The sequence below is a fragment of the Burkholderia sp. AU33545 genome (assembly GCF_020419685.1).
Lineage (GTDB): Bacteria > Pseudomonadota > Gammaproteobacteria > Burkholderiales > Burkholderiaceae > Burkholderia > Burkholderia diffusa.
In genome coordinates this window covers 132,387-152,546 of sequence record NZ_JAIZRQ010000005.1, presented here as the reverse complement: position 1 = coordinate 152,546, position 20,160 = coordinate 132,387, and the positions used below count along the sequence as shown (strand labels likewise).

Annotated in this window: 18 protein-coding genes; 5 read left to right on the top strand and 13 right to left on the bottom strand. The window is 67.6% G+C overall.

Annotated elements, in window-relative coordinates; genetic code table 11:
- Window positions 1-55 precede the first annotated feature (55 nt).
- The 7 genes from kdsA to LGM71_RS18095 all read right to left on the bottom strand — a co-directional run bounded on the left by kdsA (window position 56) and on the right by LGM71_RS18095 (window position 9,075).
- Entirely contained in the window at window positions 56-910 is an 855-nt protein-coding gene (gene kdsA / locus LGM71_RS18125; protein WP_044848177.1) for a 3-deoxy-8-phosphooctulonate synthase, read from the bottom strand.
- On the bottom strand, window positions 907-2,565 hold the full coding sequence (locus tag LGM71_RS18120; RefSeq protein ID WP_059464180.1) for a CTP synthase: 1,659 nt from the start codon (window positions 2,563-2,565) through the stop codon (window positions 907-909). Before LGM71_RS18120 ends, kdsA begins: the two co-directional genes overlap by 4 nt.
- Window positions 2,566-2,739: 174 nt before the next feature.
- Window positions 2,740-3,585 carry an alpha/beta fold hydrolase gene (locus tag LGM71_RS18115; RefSeq protein WP_124622334.1) on the bottom strand — a complete coding sequence of 282 codons (846 nt, stop codon included), beginning with the start codon at window positions 3,583-3,585 and terminating at the stop codon, window positions 2,740-2,742.
- Between the two features lie 85 nt (window positions 3,586-3,670).
- Window positions 3,671-6,163, bottom strand: a complete 2,493-nt coding sequence (locus LGM71_RS18110) for a DNA internalization-related competence protein ComEC/Rec2 (RefSeq protein ID WP_226115687.1) — start codon at window positions 6,161-6,163, stop codon at window positions 3,671-3,673.
- A gap of 54 nt (window positions 6,164-6,217) precedes the next feature.
- Window positions 6,218-7,006, bottom strand: coding sequence for a TatD family hydrolase (locus tag LGM71_RS18105; protein ID WP_059608398.1), 789 nt, complete (start codon window positions 7,004-7,006; stop codon window positions 6,218-6,220).
- Window positions 7,007-7,070: 64 nt separating this feature from the next.
- Entirely contained in the window at window positions 7,071-7,766 is a 696-nt protein-coding gene (gene lolD / locus LGM71_RS18100) for a lipoprotein-releasing ABC transporter ATP-binding protein LolD (RefSeq protein WP_059608399.1), read from the bottom strand.
- Between the two features lie 55 nt (window positions 7,767-7,821).
- Window positions 7,822-9,075, bottom strand: a complete 1,254-nt coding sequence (locus tag LGM71_RS18095; RefSeq protein WP_059608400.1) for a lipoprotein-releasing ABC transporter permease subunit — start codon at window positions 9,073-9,075, stop codon at window positions 7,822-7,824.
- A 152-nt stretch (window positions 9,076-9,227) separates the two neighbouring features.
- Here LGM71_RS18095 and LGM71_RS18090 point away from each other — a divergent pair, with 152 nt between their 5' ends.
- From LGM71_RS18090 to LGM71_RS18070, 5 genes are all read left to right on the top strand, one after another.
- Complete coding sequence (locus LGM71_RS18090; RefSeq protein ID WP_174920027.1) at window positions 9,228-10,304, top strand: regulator; 1,077 nt, start codon at window positions 9,228-9,230, stop codon at window positions 10,302-10,304.
- A gap of 10 nt (window positions 10,305-10,314) precedes the next feature.
- Window positions 10,315-12,012 (top strand): single-stranded-DNA-specific exonuclease RecJ, encoded by a 1,698-nt coding sequence (gene recJ / locus LGM71_RS18085; RefSeq protein WP_059608402.1) that lies wholly within the window; start codon window positions 10,315-10,317, stop codon window positions 12,010-12,012.
- A 163-nt stretch (window positions 12,013-12,175) separates the two neighbouring features.
- Window positions 12,176-13,280 (top strand): peptide chain release factor 2 gene (gene prfB, locus LGM71_RS18080; RefSeq protein ID WP_105787638.1). Its coding sequence is split into 2 segments (ribosomal slippage): window positions 12,176-12,256 and window positions 12,258-13,280, totalling 1,104 coding nucleotides; the frame shifts between segments, so codons are not numbered across the junction.
- Window positions 13,281-13,355: 75 nt separating this feature from the next.
- Complete coding sequence (gene lysS / locus LGM71_RS18075; protein WP_124622328.1) at window positions 13,356-14,882, top strand: lysine--tRNA ligase; 1,527 nt, start codon at window positions 13,356-13,358, stop codon at window positions 14,880-14,882.
- Window positions 14,883-15,226: 344 nt separating this feature from the next.
- Window positions 15,227-15,970 carry a glycine zipper 2TM domain-containing protein gene (locus LGM71_RS18070; protein ID WP_124622326.1) on the top strand — a complete coding sequence of 248 codons (744 nt, stop codon included), beginning with the start codon at window positions 15,227-15,229 and terminating at the stop codon, window positions 15,968-15,970.
- Window positions 15,971-16,098: 128 nt separating this feature from the next.
- Here the strand turns inward: LGM71_RS18070 and iscX are convergent, their stop codons facing one another.
- The 6 genes from iscX to iscU form a co-directional block, all read right to left on the bottom strand.
- On the bottom strand, window positions 16,099-16,308 hold the full coding sequence (iscX, locus tag LGM71_RS18065; protein WP_059608404.1) for a Fe-S cluster assembly protein IscX: 210 nt from the start codon (window positions 16,306-16,308) through the stop codon (window positions 16,099-16,101).
- A 44-nt stretch (window positions 16,309-16,352) separates the two neighbouring features.
- Window positions 16,353-16,694, bottom strand: coding sequence for an ISC system 2Fe-2S type ferredoxin (gene fdx, locus LGM71_RS18060; protein WP_226115685.1), 342 nt, complete (start codon window positions 16,692-16,694; stop codon window positions 16,353-16,355).
- Window positions 16,695-16,778: 84 nt separating this feature from the next.
- Window positions 16,779-18,647: a Fe-S protein assembly chaperone HscA gene (gene hscA / locus LGM71_RS18055; RefSeq protein ID WP_226115684.1), complete on the bottom strand. Its 1,869-nt coding sequence runs from the start codon at window positions 18,645-18,647 to the stop codon at window positions 16,779-16,781.
- A 54-nt stretch (window positions 18,648-18,701) separates the two neighbouring features.
- Window positions 18,702-19,229 carry a Fe-S protein assembly co-chaperone HscB gene (gene hscB / locus LGM71_RS18050; protein WP_034176899.1) on the bottom strand — a complete coding sequence of 176 codons (528 nt, stop codon included), beginning with the start codon at window positions 19,227-19,229 and terminating at the stop codon, window positions 18,702-18,704.
- Between the two features lie 94 nt (window positions 19,230-19,323).
- Window positions 19,324-19,647, bottom strand: a complete 324-nt coding sequence (gene iscA / locus LGM71_RS18045; RefSeq protein ID WP_011885413.1) for an iron-sulfur cluster assembly protein IscA — start codon at window positions 19,645-19,647, stop codon at window positions 19,324-19,326.
- 64 nt (window positions 19,648-19,711) lie between these two features.
- A complete protein-coding gene (gene iscU / locus LGM71_RS18040) occupies window positions 19,712-20,119 on the bottom strand; it encodes a Fe-S cluster assembly scaffold IscU (protein WP_009691729.1) in 408 nt (135 codons plus the stop codon).
- Window positions 20,120-20,160: the final 41 nt, after the last annotated feature.

Here is a 20,160-nt window from a genome sequence, read left to right as displayed (position 1 = left end):
GCCTGAACCGCTTTCGCTACTGACGCGCGAAGCCGTCGCAAGGTTCATTCGATCTTTAATTGAAATCGTTTTCCAGGAACGGATTGCGCTTCACCGCCTGATCGAGCGTGACGAGCGTCTCCAGCAGCGCACCCATCCGGTTCAGCGGCACCGCGTTCGGGCCGTCCGACTTCGCCTCGGCCGGATTCGGGTGCGTCTCCATGAAGAGACCCGCGACGCCCGTCGCGACCGCCGCACGGGCGAGCACCGGCACGAATTCGCGCTGGCCGCCCGAGCTCGTGCCCTGCCCGCCCGGCAGCTGCACCGAGTGGGTCGCGTCGAACACGACCGGCGCGTTCGTCTCGCGCATGATCGCGAGCGAACGCATGTCGGACACAAGGTTGTTGTAGCCGAACGAGACGCCACGCTCGCACGCCATGAAGCGGTCTTCCGACAGACCTGCTTCACGCGCCGCGTCGCGCGCCTTGTCGATCACGTTCTTCATGTCGTGCGGCGCGAGGAACTGACCCTTCTTGATGTTGACGGGCTTGCCCGAGCGCGCGCACGCGTGGATGAAGTCGGTCTGGCGGCACAGGAACGCGGGCGTTTGCAGCACGTCGACGACCGACGCGACCTGCTCGATCTCTTCGATCGAATGCACGTCGGTCAGCACCGGCAGGCCGAGCTGACGCTTCACCTCGCCGAGGATCCGCAGCCCCTCGTCCATTCCGAGGCCGCGAAACGACTTGCCCGAGCTGCGATTCGCCTTGTCGTAGGACGACTTGTAGATGAACGGAACGTTCAGCTTCTCGCAGATCTCCTTCAGGCGGCCCGCCGTGTCGATCGTCATTTGCTCCGATTCGACGACGCAGGTACCCGCGATCAGGAAGAAAGGCTGGTCGAGACCGACCTCGAAATCGCACAGCTTCATGCTTGCACTCCACGCGCTTGCTTGTTGGCGAGCGCGGCTTCGACGAACGACTTGAACAGGGGATGACCGTCACGCGGCGTGGACGTGAATTCCGGGTGGAACTGGACGCCGACGAACCACGGGTGCATCGAACGCGGCAGCTCCATCATTTCCGGCAGATCCTCGCTCGGGGTACGGGCGCTGATGATAAGGCCGCCGGCTTCGAGCTGGGGCACGAAGCGGTTATTGACTTCATAACGGTGGCGGTGACGCTCGTTCACGTCCTTGCCATAGATCTCTTCGGCCATCGTGCCGGGCTTGATCGGGCAACGTTGCGAGCCAAGGCGCATCGTGCCGCCGAGATCGGATTCCTCGGTGCGCGTCTCGACCTTGCCTTCGCGGTCGTACCACTCGGTAATCAGCGCGACCACGCGTTCCGGCGTATCCGGATCGAATTCCGTGCTGTTCGCCTGCTTCAGGCCGACGACGTCGCGTGCGAATTCGATCACCGCAAGCTGCATGCCGAGGCAGATGCCGAGGTACGGCACCTTCGACTCGCGCGCGTAGCGGATCGCCGCGATCTTGCCTTCCGTGCCACGACGGCCGAAACCGCCCGGCACCAGCACGGCGTCGAGATGCTTCAGGCTATCGACACCGTTCGTCTCGATCTCTTCCGAGTCGATGTACTCGATGTTGACCTTGGTCGACGTGTGCAGCGATGCGTGGCGCAGCGCCTCGATCAGCGACTTGTACGACTCGGTCAGGTCGACATACTTGCCGACCATGCCGATCGTGACTTCGTGCTTCGGGTTTTCCAGCTTCTCGACGAGCGCCGACCACATGCTCAGGTCGGCGTCCTTCGGCGACAGCTTCAGCTCTTCGCAGATGATCCGGTCGAGGCCCTGGTCGTGCAGCATCTGCGGAATCTTGTAGATGCTGTCGGCGTCCCACACCGAGATCACGGCGTCTTCCGGCACGTTCGAGAACATCGAGATCTTCTTCGATTCGTCGTCGGGGATGCGGCGATCCGCACGGCACAGCAGCACGTGCGGCAGGATGCCGATCTCGCGCAGCTTCTGCACGCTGTGCTGGGTCGGCTTCGTCTTCAGCTCGCCGGCCGTCGCGACGTACGGCACGAGCGTCAGGTGCACGAAGCACGCGCTGTTGCGGCCGAGGCGCAGGCTCATCTGGCGCGCGGCCTCGAGGAACGGCAGCGACTCGATGTCGCCGACCGTGCCGCCGATCTCGACGATCGCGACGTCCGGCTCGCCGCAGGTGGCAGATGCCGCCCCGCGCTCGATGAACGCCTGGATTTCGTTCGTGATGTGCGGAATCACCTGCACGGTCTTGCCGAGATAGTCGCCGCGGCGTTCCTTGCGGATCACCGATTCGTAGATCTGGCCGGTCGTGAAGTTGTTGGCCTTGCGCATCTTCGTGCTGATGAAGCGCTCATAGTGGCCGAGGTCGAGGTCGGTCTCCGCTCCGTCTTCCGTCACGAACACTTCGCCGTGCTGGAACGGGCTCATCGTGCCGGGGTCGACGTTGATGTAGGGATCGAGTTTGAGGAGGGTGACTTTCAGACCGCGCGATTCGAGGATCGCGGCGAGGGAGGCGGCGGCAATACCCTTGCCGAGGGAAGAAACTACGCCGCCGGTGACGAAAACATATTTGGTCATCGCTGAATGCTCGCGGGAAAAACGGATTATACCGTAAAGCCCGCCCTTCTCTCAGCAATTGACGCGATGATCCTGCCCTTTCGCGCTGTGCCGCGCCAACCGTGCGCGCCGGGGCGAACCGGCCGGCCGGTCGGTGCAACCGCGCACGCCGGCGCGGTGCACCGGACCGATGCGTCAGGCGCTTTTCGCGAGCGCCGCACTGTCGCGCGGCACGCCACCCTCCGCCATCTTCAGCGAACTCAGCATCCGCTGCAATGCGCGGGCCGTCTCGATCGGCCGCTCCATCGGGAACAGGTGGCTGCCCTCGAGCCATTCGATGCGCCCGCGCGCCGCACGACGCGTCGCATCGAGCCCGACCTGCCGCACTTCGCGCGAGCGCGTGCCGGCGAGAAAGCCTAGCGGCACCGGCGCGCCGTGCGCGAGCCGCGGGCCGAGCGTATGCGGCAGCGTCCGGTAGATCAGGTATTCGACCTGCCGGTCGAACGCGAGCACGCGTTCGCCGTCGGCGCCTGCCTGCGGAATGCCGTAGTCGATGTAGTCGGACAGCATCCGCTCGTCCCAGCGCGCGAACGCGGGTTTCTCGTGAAAATGCCGCCAGGCTTCGTCGCGGCTCACCCAGCGCGTACGCCGATTGCGCGTCGCGGCCGCCGGCGACAGCCGCTCGTCGAGCCCCGCCCACTGGCTCGCGCGCAATGCGCCGGCGCGCCATCCCGCGATGATCGGCGAATCGATCATCACCACGCCGCGCACCCAGTGCGGCTTCTTCAGCGCAGCCATCAGCGACAGGTAGCCGCCGAGCGAATGGCCGACGAGCCAGACCGGGCGCTCGTAGCGGCTGCCAATGTCGTCGAGCAGTTGCTCGACGAGATGCGGCCAGTCGCGCGTTACCGGGTAACGGCGGTCGTGACCGATGCGCTCGATGTAGCGCAGCTCGTAGTCGTCTGCCAGCTCGGCGAAGATCGTCCGGTACGTCGATGCCGGAAAACCGTTCGCATGCGAGAAATGGAGGATGTCCTTCAAACGCCGATGTCTCCTTTGCCGGCGGGAGTCAGTGCTTCAGCACTTCCTCCGGCCTCCTCATTCTTGACCCGCGCCATCGCGCCGCTCACCGGTCCATCCAGTACCGCCGCTGCGCATCGCGATGACGCTCAAACGCGAAACCGCCGCCCGTCGGGGCGACGTCGAACCTCACGGCCCCGTCGCGATCGGTGCGCGGCAGCGGAATCCCGCGCATTTCGTAGCGCGCAAGGACCGTCCGGTGCGGATGTCCGAATCGATTGCGATAGCCTACAGGAAATACCGCGACGCGCGGCCCGACCGAATCGAGGAAAGGCTCGACCGACGACGTGCGGCTGCCGTGGTGCGGCACAACGAGGATCTGCGCGGCCAGCGCGTCGCGCGCATCGTCCACCAGCCGGCGCTCGGCGCGTGCCTCGATGTCGCCCGTCAGCAGCGCCGACGTGTCGCCCGCGTCGATGCGCAGCACGCATGATTGTGCGTTCGAGGAACCAGCGCCGGCACCACCCGGCGGCCACAACATCGTGAATACGACGCCGTCCCAGGTCCACCGCTGCCCGGCCGCGCACGGCAGCCGATCGGCCACGCCGGCCGCCCGCGCGTCACGCCACAGCCGGTGCTGCGGCGCAATGCCGGCGAGCAGCTGGCGGACCTCGGCGGCCGCATAGACGGCCGCCGCGCCGCCCGCGTGATCGGCGTCCGCATGACTCAGGACGAGCGAATCGACGGTACGGATTCCGCGGGCACGCAATGCCGGCGCGACGATCCGCGCACCGGCATGGGTCGACTCCGCCCCCGGCCCCGCATCGAACAGCAAGGTCCTGCGCGCGGTCTCCACCAGCACCGACGCGCCCTGCCCGACATCGAGCACGGTCAGCCGGAAGCCGCCAGGCGGCGGCGCATCGGGTGCCGGCGCGACCAGCGGCAGCCATGTCATCGGCGCCGCCCAGCGCAGCGGCCAGCCGCGCGGCATCAAGACCCATGCGACACCCACGCACGCAAGCGCCAGAACCGACCAGTCGGGCATGCGCAGCCAGAACACGCCAGCCGGCCAGTCGGCGAGGTGCCGGAGCAGCGCCATCATCGGTTCGAGCGCCGCATGCGCGAGCCGGAACGCATACGCGTCCAGCGGCGCGGGCAACCCGATCCCGGCGAGCACGATCGGCGTCACGACGGCGCTGACCCACGGGATCGCAAACGCATTGCCGAACGGGCCGGATACCGAGATCTGAGCGAACCACGCGGCCGTCAGCGGCGCAAGACCGATCGTCACCGCGTACTGCACGCGCGTCGCCTGTGCGACACGGTGCCCGGCACGCTTGCACCAAGCGCGCAGCCTGCGGCGGCGGTCGAGCGGGGCAGTACCGTCCGTCCCACGGTCGTCACCGCCGTCGAATTCGCGCACCGCGCCCCAGCCCGCCACGGACATCAGGATTACGGCGACCGCGCCAAAAGACAGCCAGAACCCGGCCGACACCACCGCCCACGGATCGACAAGCAGCACGCCGCCGAGCGCCGCGCACAACACGGCGGACGTCGGCACGCTGCGTCCGGCAAGACAGGCAGCCGCACCGGCCGCGATCATCCACCACGCGCGCTGCGCCGGCACGTTGAAGCCGGCAAGCGCCGCATAGCCGGCGGCGGCCGTCAGCGCCGCCATCGAAGCCGCATAGGGCGCCGGCATCACGAGCGCCGCGGCATGTCCACGCCAGCGCAGACGTCGCCAGACCCACGATACGATCCCGCCCGCGATCGCGCCGACGAGTCCGACGTGCAGGCCCGAAATCGCGACCAGATGACTCGTGCCCGTATTGCGCAGCACGCGCCACGCGTCGTCGCCGATGCCGGATTGATCGCCGACCGCGAGCGCGGTCACGATGCCGCGATGGCGCGCGTCGCTGCCGAGCGCGTCACCGATACCGTTGCGCAGCGCGTCGCGCAGCCGATCGATCGACGCGCGCCACCCCGATGCACGTGCGTCGAGCAGTTCCGCCCGCTCGGTCGCGACCACATAGCCGATCGCGCGAATGCCCGCGGCGAGCCACGCCGCCTCGCTGTCGCGCACGCCGGGATTCGCCTCGGCATGCGGGCGTTTCAGGCGCACGACGAGGCGCCAGCGCTGCGCGGCGCGCAAATCGGGCATCGCGTTGCGTGCGGCGGGCGCGCCGTACGTGCGCCACGACAACCGGATCAGCGGAGGGAAACGGGCCAGCCCCGCATCGTTCGATTCGACGGCCAACAGCAGTCGCGCGCCGGTGTCGTCGATCACCGGCAACCCGCTGATCACGCCCGTGACGACGATGTCGCGCCCTTCCCGCTCGACAGGCAGGCCGTCACGCAGCCGCCATTCGGCGCGTGCGGCCGCATAGCCGAATCCGATCGCGCAGGCGGCGCAGGCGCACAGCATCCACCGGAGCGCGACGATCGAGCGGGTTCGACGGCGCCGTGCACACCATGCGAGCAGCGCACCGCAACCGGCAAGCACGACCGCGCCGCCTACCCAGCCGCCCATGCCCGGCAACGCCGCCTGCCGCTGCAGCACGACGACGCCGAGCGCAAACGCGATCCACCACACGCGCATCGCACCTCCTCGTCGACCTGGCGCCGCCGTCGATGCGGCACCCTCCAGCAACGATTATGCGGACGAAAGTGCGAGGCGCGGCAGCGCGGCGAGCGCGTTAGCCGTTGTGGATAGGGACAGCGCGTGCGCGTCGATCCCGCGCAGTTCGGCGAGCACGCCGCCGATGCGCGGCACCTGGTCGGGCGCGTTGCGGGACTTGTACGCCCACTCGGGCGCGATGTCGGGCGCATCCGTCTCGACGACGATCGCGTCGAGCGGCAACTGCGCGGCGAGCCGCCGGATCTGCAACGCCCGTCCGAACGTCACGTTGCCGCCGAAACCGAGATGCAGCCCCTGTGCGAGATACGCGTCGGCCTGCTGGAAACTGCCGTTGAACGCATGTGCGATGCCGCGCCGCACGCCGAAGCGGCGCAGCCCGGCGAGCACGCGGTCCTGCGACTTGCGCACGTGGCACAGCACCGGCAGGTCGAATTCGCGCGCGAGCTTGAGCTGCCCCTGATAGAAGAATTGCTGGCGGTCCTCGTCGAGCCCCGGCACGAAGTAGTCGAGACCGATCTCGCCGATCGCGACGAAGCGCGGATCATCGAGGCTCGCCTCGATCTCCATGCGCAGGCGGTCGAGATCCTCGTCGCGCGCGTGCGGCGTATACATCGGATGGATGCCGAGCGCATAGACCGCACCCGGCGTGCGCTGGGCCAGTTCGCGCACGGTCGTGAAATTGTCGCGCCCGACGCTTGGGATCACGATGCGCGACACGCCGGCCGCGCGCGCCGCATGCACGACGACGTCGCGGTCGGTGTCGAACTCGGCAGCATCGAGATGGCAATGCGTATCGATCCACATGGCGGCTTTCCTGCGCCCTCGCCGCCGTGCCGGGACTCGCCCGGCGGCACGGCGGGGCGTTCGTTCACACCGGCAGCGCCGGCTCCTCGTGCAGCACGCCGTCGCGCAGGCGCATGATGCGGTCGCAGCGCGCCGCGAGCTCGGGATCGTGCGTGACGATCACGAAGCTCGTTTCGAGCGTCTCGGACAGTTCGAGCATCAGGTTGAACACCGTGTCGGCGGTCGTGCCGTCGAGGTTGCCGGTCGGCTCGTCGGCGAGTACGCACGCGGGCTTCGTCACCAGCGCGCGCGCGATCGCCACGCGTTGCCGCTCGCCGCCCGACAGCTCGCCCGGCCGGTGCTTCGCACGCGGGCCGAGACCGACGCGTTCGAGCATCGCCTGTGCCTGCGCGCGTGCGTCCTCGGTCGTCATCCGGCGGATGCGCAGCGGCATCGCGACGTTGTCGAGCGCGGTGAATTCCGGCAGCAGGTGATGGAACTGGTAGACGAAGCCGAGCGCGCGATTGCGCAGCTCGTTGCGTTCGCGCTCGGCGAGTTGCGTAAACGGCTTGCCGAGCAGCGACACTTCGCCCGCGCTCGGTTCGTCGAGGCCGCCCAGCACGTGCAGCAGCGTGCTCTTGCCGGAGCCCGACGCGCCGACGATCGCGAGCTTCTCGCCGCGCCGCACCGTCAATTCGGCGTTGTTGAGCACCTGCACGTTGAAGCCGCCCTGCACGAACGCCTTTGTGATCCCGCGCGCCTGAAGCACGTATTCCTGCATACCTGCCGAATCCTGTCTGATGGGTTGTCGTGAATCCGCCAATGCGGTCGCGCGATCATTCATAGCGCAGCGCCTCCGCCGGCTTCACCTTTGCGCCGCGCCAGCTCGGATAGAGCGTGGCAACCGCCGACAGCACGAACGCGATCAGGCCGATCTTGATGACGTCGCCCGCGACGAGCTCCGACGGCAGCTCGCTGATGAAGTACACCGACGGCGGCAGGAACTGCACGCCGAACAGATGCTCGATCATCGGGATCAGCCACGGAATGCTCCACGCGATCAGGCAGCCGAGCGCGACGCCCGACGCGGTGCCGACGAAGCCGATCGTCACGCCCTGCACGACGAAGATCTTCATGATCGAGCCGGGCTGCGCGCCGAGCGTGCGCAGGATCGCGATGTCGGCCTGCTTGTTGGTCACCGTCATCACCAGCGACGACACGAGGTTGAATGCGGCCACCGCGATGATCAGCGTGAGGATGATGAACATCATTCGCTTCTCGATCTGCACGGCCGAGAACCATGTCTTGTTCTGCTGGGTCCAGTCGCGAATGTACAGGCTGCCCGACAGCGTATGCGACAGCTCGACCGCGACCTGCGGCGCCTTCTGCATGTCGGTGAGCCGCAGCCGCACGCCGGTCGGCGCGGACATCCGGAACAGTGCCTCCGCGTCGCGGATGTTGATCATCGCGAGCGTGCTGTCGTATTCGTAGTGGCCCGACTCGAACACGCCGACCACCGTGAACTGCTTGAGTCGCGGCATCATCCCGGCCGGCGTGATCGTCCCTTCGGGCGCGACGAGCGTGACCTTGTCGCCGACCGTCACGCCGAGGTTGCCGGCGAGCGCGTCGCCGAGCACGATGCCGAACTGGCCGGGCACGAGCGCGGCGAGCTGGCCTGCCTTCATGTCCTTGCCGATGTCCGACACCTGCGGTTCGAGCGACGGCTCGACGCCGCGCAGCATCACGCCGCTCACCGCGTCCTGGCGCGTGAGCAGCGCCTGCGCGTCGACGTACGGCGCCGCGCCGACCACCGAAGTATTGCGCCGCGCTTCCTGCGCGGTCAGTTGCCAGTCGGGCATCGAGCCGGTCGGCGAGAACACCTCGACGTGCGCGAGCACCGACAGCATGCGGTCGCGCACTTCCTTCTGGAAGCCGTTCATCACGGACAGCACGACGATCAGCGCCGCGACGCCAAGCGCGATCCCGAGCATCGACACCAGTGCGATGAAGGAAATGAAGCCGTTGCCGGTCGTGCGTTTGCCGGCGCGCGTGTAGCGCCAGCCGATCTGCCATTCGTACGGAAGTTTCAAGCGAATCCTTTCTGCTGGTTACGGCGGGGATGGCGGCCCGTGGCCGGAGCGCCGTCCGGCGGCGGCCGGCCGCCCGGGCACGGCCGAAAAAACGGTCGCCGGACGCAATCGGGCCGTCCGCCGGCCCGATCACGCGCGCAGTTTGCCATACAATGCGCACCATCATGCACGACCGACGCCTCCATTTTCTCGTTCCGTTCGCGCTGCCGTCGGCGGCCGATGCGGCCTCGTCCCTGCACACGCTGGACAGCCCCGCGCTCGAAAAGTTGCTCGCCCGCGCCAACCTCGTCGAGCGCGTGGCAGGCGAGGACTTCCAGCGCACGCTGCCGCACGAGCGCTGGCTGGCCCGCCAGTTCGGCGCGACCCAGGGCAACGCCGCCGACGAGGCGCCGCTCGCACCCTACATGCTGCTGGCGGACGGCGGCGACCCGGGTACCCAGGCCTGGGCGTGCGTCGAGCCCGTCCATGTCGAAATCGCGCACGATCACCTCGTGCTCGTCGACCCGGCGAGCCTCGCGCTCGACGACGGCGACGCAGCCGCCTTGCTGGCAGTCGCGCGCCCGCTGATCGAGGAGCTCGGCGTGCGACTGGAGGCGCCGCAGCCAGCGCGCTGGTACCTGTCCAGCGAGCAGTTCGCCCGCCTCGCCGGCGCAGCGCCGCTGCGCGCGAGCGGCCGCAACATCGAGATCTGGCTGCCGCACGAAGCGCACACCGGCGAACGCTCGCGGATGTGGATGAAGCTGCAGAACGAAGTGCAGATGGCATGGTTCCAGCATCCGGTGAACGAAGCGCGCGAAGCGCGCGGGTTGCCCGCCGTCAATTCGATCTGGTTCCATGCGCAAGGCACGCTGAAGCCGGTCGGCAAGCCGTTCGCGCGCGTGCTGTCCGCGTCGCCCGCGGCGCTCGGCCTCGCGCGCGCGGCGCAAACCGAAGCCGGCGCCGTGCCGGCCGCATTCGACGCACTGCCCGCCGCCGCCGGCGCGTCGCTCGTCGAGCTGCCCACGCTGTCCGCCCCGTACATCGAGCAGGACTGGCCACGCTGGCACGATGCGCTCGCCGCGCTCGAGCGCGACTGGTTCGCGCCGTCCCTCGCCGCGCTGCAGAACGGCGAGCTGGCCGGCGTCGATTTCACGCTGTGCGGCGACACCAGCTCCGTGACGCTGCACGCGACGCGCGGCGACCTGCGCAAGTTCTGGCGCCGCCGCGCGCTGGCATCCCTGTTCGAATAACCCGACCTGTATGACCCGGATCGTTACCCGCCCCGTCGCGCCCGCCGACGCCGAAGCGCTCGCGCGCCACGGCCTGCATCCCGTCCTCGCGCGCCTGTATGCGTCGCGCGGCGTGCAGTCCCCGACCGACATCGAGACGGCCCTCGCGCGCCTCGTCCCGCCCACCGAACTGAAAGGCTGCGCGGACGCCGCGGCGCTGCTCGCCGACGCGATCGCCGACAAGCGGCGCCTGCTGGTCGTCGCCGACTACGACTGTGACGGCGCAACCGCCTGCGCAGTCGCGGTGCGCGGCCTGCGGATGTTCGGCGCGCAGATCGACTACCTGGTGCCGAACCGCTTCGAATACGGCTACGGGCTCACGCCCGAAATCGTCGAACTGGCGGCCGCGCGCAAGCCCGACCTGCTGATCACCGTCGACAACGGGATCGCGAGCGTCGCGGGTGTCGAAGCCGCGAACGCGCGCGGCATCGATGTGCTCGTCACCGACCACCATCTGCCCGGCGACGCGCTGCCCGCCGCGCGCGCGATCGTCAACCCGAACCAGCCCGGCTGCGCGTTCCCGAGCAAGCACATCGCCGGCGTCGGCGTGATGTTCTACGTGCTGCTCGCGCTGCGCGCCGAGCTGCGCCGCCGCGGCGCGTTCGCGAGCAAGGAGGCCGAACCCCGCCTCGACGGACTGCTCGACCTCGTCGCGCTCGGCACCGTCGCCGACGTGGTGCGGCTCGACGGCAACAACCGCGTGCTCGTCGCGCAGGGGCTGCAGCGCATCCGCAACGGCCGCATGCAGCCGGGCATCGCCGCGCTGTTCCGCGCGGCCGGCCGCGAGGCGCGCACCGCATCGGGCTTCGACCTCGGCTTCGGCCTCGGCCCGCGCCTGAACGCCGCCGGGCGGCTCTCGGACATGTCGCTCGGCATCGAGTGCCTGATCACCGACGACATCGGCCGCGCATGGGACCTCGCGCAACAGCTCGACACGATGAACCGCGAGCGCCGCGAGATCGAGGCCGGCATGCAGCAGCAGGCGCTCGCCGATCTCGCCGACGTCGATCCGGCCGACGCATGCACGATCACGCTGTTCAACCCCGAATGGCACCAGGGCGTGATCGGCATCGTCGCCGGGCGGCTCAAGGAGAAGTTCCATCGCCCGTCGTTCACGTTCGCGCATGCGGACGAAGCCGGCACGCGGGTCAAAGGTTCGGGCCGCTCGATTCCCGGCTTCCACCTGCGCGATGCACTCGACCTGGTGTCAAAGCGCGAACCCGACCTGATCGTCGCGTTCGGCGGCCACGCGATGGCGGCCGGCCTCACGCTCGACACCGGCAACGTGCCGCGCTTCGCGGCCGCGTTCGAGGCCGTCGCGCGCGAGTGGTTGTCCGACGACGCGCTGGCGCGCGTGATCGAGACCGACGGCGAACTCGAGGAAGCGTATTTCACGCCGCAGTTCGTCGGGCTGCTCGACGAAGCCGTCTGGGGCCAGGGTTTTCCGGCCCCGCTTTTCTCCGGGGAATTCGACGTCGTGTCGCAGTCGCTCGTGAAGGAAAAGCACCTGAAGCTGCAGTTGGCGCGCGGCCGCCAGCGCTTCAACGCGATCTGGTTCAATCACACCGAGCCGCTGCCGGCGAGCGCGCTGATCGCGTACCGCCTCGTGGCCGACACCTGGAACGGCGTGACGCGCGTCCAGCTGATCGTCGAACATGCGGCCGGCTGAACGCCGCCCGCCCGGCCAACCGGCCCGCGGCACTCGCGGGCCGCATGCGCGCCGCGCCGAACGCGCGGCTGCGGCGCACATGCAAGCACGTTCCGCGTCACCGGGAAACCCCGCCGATCGGCTATAATTCCGCTTTTTTACGAAGCAAGAATAGCGAACGATCATGGAAGCGGAACGTCTCAACGCGATCGAAAGCTCCCTGCTCGACCTGCGCACGCGCGCGGGCGAGCTTCGGGGGTATCTTTGACTACGACGCCAAATCTGCGCGTCTGACCGAAGTCAACAAGGAACTCGAAGACCCGAACGTCTGGAACGATTCGAAGAACGCCCAGGCACTCGGCCGCGAGAAGAAGCTGCTCGAAGGCGTCGTCACGACGCTGACGGCACTCGATAGCGACCTGCGCGATGCGCTCGACCTGTTCGAGCTGGCACGCGAGGAAGGCGACGAAGACACCCTCATCGCATCCGAAGACGACGCGAAGAAGCTCGAAGCGCGCGTCGGCGACATCGAATTCCGCCGGATGTTCTCGAACCCGGCCGACCCGAACAACTGCTTCATCGACATCCAGGCCGGCGCCGGCGGCACCGAGGCGTGCGACTGGGCTTCGATGCTGCTGCGCCAGTACCTGCGCTACTGCGAGCGCAAGGGCTTCAAGGCCGAAGTGCTCGAAGAATCCGACGGCGACGTCGCCGGCATCAAGAACGCGACGGTCAAGGTCACGGGCGAATACGCATACGGCTTCCTGCGCACCGAAACGGGCATTCACCGCCTCGTGCGCAAGTCGCCGTTCGACTCGTCGGGCGGCCGCCACACGTCGTTCTCGTCGGTGTTCGTGTATCCGGAAATCGACGACTCGATCGAAGTCGAAGTCAACCCGGCCGACCTGCGCATCGATACGTACCGCGCCTCGGGCGCCGGCGGCCAGCACATCAACAAGACCGACTCGGCCGTGCGGATCACGCACATGCCGACCGGCATCGTCGTGCAGTGCCAGAACGACCGCTCGCAGCACCGCAACCGTGCCGAAGCGATGGCCATGCTGAAGTCGCGCCTGTACGAAGCCGAAATGCGCAAGCGCCAGGCCGAGCAGGACAAGCTCGAATCGAGCAAGACCGATGTGGGCTGGGGCCACCAGATCCGCTCGTACGTGCTCGACCAGAGCCGCGTGAAGGACCTCCGTACGAACGTCGAAATGAGCAACACGCGAGCCGTGCTCGACGGCGATCTCGACGACTTCATCAGCGCGAGCCTCAAACAGGGCGTGTAAGCGCCGCGGCGCGGCCTCTCCGGTCGCGCCGCCCTTCCCGTTGCGTTGCCGCACCCACTCCGAATTCCGACCATCATGACCGAACCGACCCAAACGCAGCCCGCCGTCGCGGCGGACGAAAACCAGATCATCGCCGAGCGCCGCGAGAAGCTGCGCGCATTGCGCGAGCAAGGCGTCGCCTATCCGAACGATTTTCGACCGACGCATCACGCCGCCGATCTCCAGGCGAAATTCGCCGACTCGGACAAGGCCGCGCTCGAGGCGAACCCGGTCGAGGTGTCGGTCGCCGGCCGCATGATGCTCAAGCGCGTGATGGGCAAGGCGAGCTTCGCGACGGTGCAGGACGGTTCGGGCCAGATCCAGTTCTTCGTGACGCCGAACGACGTCGGCACGGAAACCTACGACGCATTCAAGAAGTGGGACCTCGGCGACATCGTCGCCGCACGCGGCGTGCTGTTCCGCACCAACAAGGGCGAGCTGTCGGTCCAGTGCAAGGAGCTGCGCCTGCTGTCGAAGGCGCTGCGTCCGCTGCCGGACAAGTTCCACGGCCTCGCCGACCAGGAAATGCGCTACCGCCAGCGCTACGTCGACCTGATCGTCACGCCGGAAACGCGCGACACGTTCCGCGCGCGCACCAAGACCATTGCGTCGATCCGCAAGTTCATGGACAACGCCGACTTCATGGAAGTCGAAACGCCGATGCTGCACCCGATCCCGGGCGGTGCCGCGGCGAAGCCGTTCGTCACGCACCACAACGCGCTCGACATGCAGATGTTCCTGCGTATCGCGCCGGAGCTGTACCTGAAGCGCCTGATCGTCGGCGGCTTCGAGCGCGTGTTCGAGATCAACCGCAACTTCCGGAATGAAGGCGTGTCGCCGCGCCACAACCCGGAATTCACGATGATGGAGTTCTACGCCGCGTACACCGACTACCGCTGGCTGATGGACTTCACCGAGCAGCTGATCCGCCAGGCGGCGATCGATGCGCTCGGCACCGCGACGATCCAGTACCAGGGGCGCGAGCTCGACCTCGCGAAGCCGTTCCACCGCCTGACGATCACGCAGGCGATCCAGAAGTACGCGCCGCAGTACACCGACGGCCAGCTGTCGGACGACGCGTTCCTGCGCTCCGAACTGAAGCGCCTCGGCGTAGACGTGTCGCAGCCGGCCTTCCTGAATGCCGGCATCGGCGCGCTGCAGCTCGCGCTGTTCGAGGAAACCGCCGAATCGCAGCTGTGGGAGCCGACCTACATCATCGACTACCCGGTCGAGGTGTCGCCGCTCGCACGCGCATCGGATACGGTGCCGGGCATTACCGAGCGTTTCGAACTGTTCATGACCGGCCGCGAGATCGCGAACGGCTTCTCGGAGCTGAACGATCCGGAAGATCAGGCCGCGCGCTTCAAGAAGCAGGTCGAGCAGAAGGATGCAGGCGACGAGGAAGCGATGTTCTTCGACGCCGACTACATCCGCGCGCTCGAACACGGAATGCCGCCGACGGGTGGTTGCGGGATTGGCATCGACCGTCTCGTGATGCTGCTGACCGACAGCCCGACGATTCGCGACGTGCTGCTGTTCCCGCACCTGCGCCGCGAAGACTGACGGCCGAGCCCCCGCGTGCGCCGCGCCCCGCGGCGCACGCGTCAGCTTTGTAACCACGCGTAAATCCCGCTCGCCGGCGTTCGCCGGCTTTCGATCCTCCCCCGTTTTATCCCCTCGTCGCGACGGCCCTCTCCGGGTTTTCCCGATAACGCCCGCCTGCTTCCCGCTGCAATTCGTTACACCTTGATACGGTGCGACCCTCGCCCGTGGACGACACTCCTGTTGCGTCACCACGCATGACCACGGGACCAGAACGCGGCGCCGGAACGCCAAGTCTGCTCGCTCCCGAGCGTGGGATCCGGCCAGCGCCAATGTGCGACGCCGGGTCGACACCGGAGAACAAAATGGACAACCAGAATCAAACCACCCCGCAAAAGCAACGCCTCCACCCGCTTATCGCGACCGCGGCAGGCGCCGTGATCGTCGCGAGCCTCGCGGCCACCGCAGCGATCACGGGCATCTTCCCGAAGGCCAACAGCAATAACGCGCAGAACGGCCAGACCCAGGCCGCGCTGATCGCGTCGCAGCCGGCCGTCGATACGGCCGCTGCAGCCAGCGCCGCGCTCGCCGCGCAGGCGCAACAGCAGGCAGCCGAACAGGCCGCGCAGCAGAAGGCGGCTGCCGAGAAGGCAGCGGCAGCCCAGGTCGAACCGAAGCCCGCGCCGCGCCCGGCAGCCACGCACCGCCGCCATACGCCGGCGCCGCAACCGCCGCAATACGCGCAGCAGCCGTCCGCGCCCGCGCAGCCGGCCTATTGCCAGACCTGCGGCACGGTCGTCGCGATCACGCAGACGCGTACGCCGGGTCAGAGTTCGGGGATCGGTGCGGTCGGCGGCGCAGCGGCCGGCGGCCTGCTCGGCAACCAGTTCGGTCACGGCAACGGCCGCACCGCGATGACGATCATCGGCGCGCTCGGCGGCGGTCTCGCCGGCAACCAGGTCGAGAAGCAGGTGCGCGCGGAAACCGACTACCAGGTACAGGTCCAGATGGAAAGCGGCGCGACGCGCACGTTCACGTACCACAACCCGCCGCCGTTCGGCCAGGGTCAGCGCGTGCGGATCGAGAACGGGACGCTGGTCGGCGCTTGACGCCTGACGCATCGCCGGACAGCCCTTGCACCGTGCCGGAAATGAAAAAGGCTCGTGAAGCATCACGAGCCTTTTCTTTTTGCGGGAGCCTTGCCGGAGCCACATGGCGCGGAGCGCCAGCGCGAACCTCAGTCTTCGTCGTCGAAGTCGGATTCATCGATCCAGTGGGCCTGGATCGCTTCGAGGATCTTCTCGCCCGAGTGCGCCGGGTCGTCGGTGAAGCCATCCAGATCGATGACCCATTGGCGCAGGTCGACGAAATTGATCTTCTGCGGATCGACGTCCGGATGCTTGTCTGCCAGCGCGATGGCAATTTCGCGCGAATCGGTCCATTTCATGACTTGCTCTCCCGTGTACGCGGCGAGTCCGGCCCGCCGGTCCGTCAGTGATTTTCCTTAGCGTGGTTGATCGAGTACTTCGGGATCTCGACCACCAGGTCCGAATCTTCCTTCACGATTGCCTGGCACGACAGGCGCGACGTCGGCTCGAGGCCCCATGCCTTGTCGAGCAGGTCGTCTTCGTCCTCGTCGGACGGATCGAGATCGTTGAAGCCCTCGCGGATCACCACGTGGCAGGTCATGCATGCGCACGACTTCTCGCATGCATGCTCGATCTCGATCCCGTTGTCGAGCAGGTTGTCGCAAATACTCTTGCCGGGCGTCGCGTCGATTACTGCGCCGTCCGGGCACAGTTCGACGTGAGGCAGCACCACCAGTTGAGGCATGTCCGTTCCGTCAGTCAGGGTGCGGCGGCTGGCGCCGCACGGTTCAATATCGCGCGGGCCGTCGCCGGCCCGCGTGCATTTCGTTCAGATCTCGTCGAGCCGTCGGCCCGACAGTGCGCGCTTGATGCTCTTGTCCATCCGGCGCGCCGCGAATTCGTCGGTGCCGTCGGCCAGCGTCTTGGTCGCGGTTTCGATCGCGTCCGTGTCGTCGCCCTGCGCGATCGTGCGCAGCGCCGCGACGAGCGCGTCGACCTGCGTGCGTTCGGCGTCATCGAGCAATTCGCCGTCGGTCGCCAGCGCCGCCTGCGTCGCCTCGATCATCCGCTCGGCCTCGACCTGCGCTTCGCGCAGCGCGCGCGCGCGCATGTCGATCTCGGCGGTCTTGAAGCTGTCTTCGAGCATCTTCGCGATGTCGTCGTCGGCGAGGCCGTACGACGGCTTCACGACGACCGACGCCTCGACGCCCGAATGTTGCTCGCGCGCGAACACCGACAGCAACCCGTCCGCATCGACCTGATAGGTCACACGGATGCGCGCCGCGCCGGCCGTCATCGGCGGGATGCCGCGCAGCTCGAAGCGCGCGAGCGACCGGCAGTCGGCGACGAGCTCGCGCTCGCCTTGCACGACGTGGATCGCCATCGCGGTCTGGCCATCCTTGAAGGTCGTGAATTCCTGCGCACGCGCGATCGGAATCGTCGAATTGCGCGGAATGATCTTCTCGACGAGACCGCCCATCGTCTCGACGCCGAGCGACAGCGGGATCACGTCGAGCAGCAGCCAGTCGTCGCCGCTGCCGCGATTGCCGGCGAGCAGGTCGGCCTGGATCGCCGCGCCGAGCGCGACGACCTGGTCGGGATCGAGATTGACGAGCGGCGGCTGGCCGAAATGCTTCGCGACCGCCTCGCGGATCACCGGCATGCGCGTCGCGCCGCCGACCAGCACGACACCCTTGATGTCGGCCGGCGTTACCTGCGCGTCGCGCAATGCCTTGCGGGTCGGCGTCAGCGTACGCTGCACGAGCGGCTCGACGAGGGCGGCGAACGTGTCGTGCGAGATCGTCTGCTCGAGCCGGGCACCGTTCGACAGCGTCACGTCTAGCGACGCCTGCGGCGCGGACGACAGCGCTTCCTTCAGCACGCGCACGCGATCGAGCAGCAGGCGCACGTCCTCGGGCGCAAGCGCCTTCGCATCGATGCCGGCATGCGCGAGCACGTGGACGAACAGCGCGTGGTCGAAATCGTCGCCGCCGAGCGCGGAATCGCCGCCCGCGGCCAGCACTTCGAACACGCCCTTGGTCAGCTTCAGGATCGACAGGTCGAACGTGCCGCCGCCGAGGTCGTACACCGCGTAGAGGCCTTCGGCCGCGTTGTCGAGACCATAGGCGATCGCGGCCGCGGTCGGTTCGTTCAGCAGGCGCAGGACGTTGATGCCCGCGAGACGCGCGGCGTCCTTCGTCGCCTGGCGCTGCGCGTCATCGAAGTATGCGGGCACCGTGATCACCGCGCCGACCAGTTCGTCGCCGAGCGTGTCTTCCGCGCGGTAACGCAGCGTCGCGAGAATCTCGGCCGACACTTCGACCGGGCTCTTCACGCCGTCGATCGTGCGGATCTGCACCATGCCCGGTGCATCGACGAATTCGTAAGGCGCGTTCGCCGCGCCTTCGACCTCGGCCTTGCCGCGGCCCATGAAGCGCTTGACCGACACGATCGTGTTGCGCGGATCGGTCGCGGCCTGCTCCTTCGCTTCGTGACCGATGCGGCGGCCGCCCTTCTCCAGATAACGGACCACCGACGGCAGCAGCACGCGGCCCGCCTCGTCCGGCAGCACTTCGGGCACGCTGTTGCGCACGGCCGCGACGAGCGAGTTCGTCGTGCCGAGATCGATCCCGACAGCGAGTCGCCGCTGGTGCGGCGCCGGCGCCATGCCCGGTTCGGAAATTTGCAGTAAAGCCATCTTGGTTCGTTCGGGCGCTCGGCCCGTTTGCTGCGCGTGCCGCGAGGCACGCGGTTAAGTTTCGAGGCGCTCGATCTGCGCGCCCACTTCCGACGCGACCCGTTCGATGAACATCAGCTGGCGCACGGCTTCGGCGGCGGCCTGGTCGGCTGCGCTGTCGAGCAGCGTGCCGAGGCGCTCGAGGCGCACGCGCTTTTCGTCGCGCAATTCGGCGAGCAGCGCATCGAGCGCATCGACGTTGCGGGCGGCAGCGGCATCCTCGATGCCTTCGCGCCACTCCATCTGCTGCATCAGGAACGCGGGCTCCATCGCGGTGTTGTTTTCGGCACCGATGTCGACGCCGCGCAGCGACAGCAGATAGGTCGCGCGTTTCAGCGGATCGCGCAGCGTGCGGTAGGCTTCGTTCGCACGGGTCGCCCATTGCATCGCGATGCGCTTTTGCGCGTCGCCGGCCGCCGCGAAGCGGTCCGGGTGGACCTGCGTCTGCACGGTGCGATACGCGCTGTCGAGCGCAGCCTCGTCGAGCGCGAATTGCGCCGGCAGGTGAAACAGATCGAAGTGGCTGTCTTTCAGCGAAACCATCGTCGCGTTCAATTCCGGTTCGTCGCGCGGCAAACGCCGCACATTAAAAAGGCGGCTCGTGCCGCCTCTTGCCCGCATCGCGCGGATACCCGCGTCACACGCGGAACGATTCGCCGCAACCGCACTCGTCCTTCACGTTCGGGTTGTTGAACTTGAACCCTTCGTTCAGGCCTTCGCGTGCAAAGTCGAGCTCGGTGCCGTCGATGTACGCGAGGCTTTTCGGGTCGACGACGACCTTCACGCCATGGCTCTCGAACACCTGATCCTCGGGGGCCAGCTCGTCGACATACTCGAGCTTGTACGCGAGCCCCGAGCACCCGGTCGTGCGAACGCCAAGCCGCAGGCCCACACCCTTGCCGCGACGGACGAGGTATTTCTGGACGTGCTGTGCTGCTTTTTCGGTCAGTGTAATTGCCATGATGTCCTTGCCGCGGCGCGCCGCCCGGGCCCGCCGCGTTCCTTCACAAGCCGCTCGATGGCGCTCAGGCCGCTGCCTGATCGCCTTCCTTCGTGTCGTGGCGCTTCTTGTAGTCGGCCACGGCTGCCTTGATCGCGTCTTCCGCGAGAATCGAGCAGTGAATCTTCACCGGCGGCAGGGCCAGCTCTTCGGCGATCTGCGTGTTCTTGATCGACAGCGCCTCGTCGAGGGTCTTGCCCTTCACCCATTCGGTCACGAGCGAGCTCGACGCGATCGCCGAACCGCAGCCGTACGTCTTGAACTTCGCGTCTTCGATCACGCCGTCCGCGCCGACGCGGATCTGCAGCTTCATCACGTCGCCGCAGGCCGGCGCGCCGACCATGCCCGTGCCGACCGCGTCGTCGTCTTTCGCGAACGAACCGACGTTACGCGGGTTTTCGTAGTGATCCAGAACCTTGTTGCTGTATGACATGACTCAGACTCCTTGACTCGTTACGTCTGCGTGCGCAAATC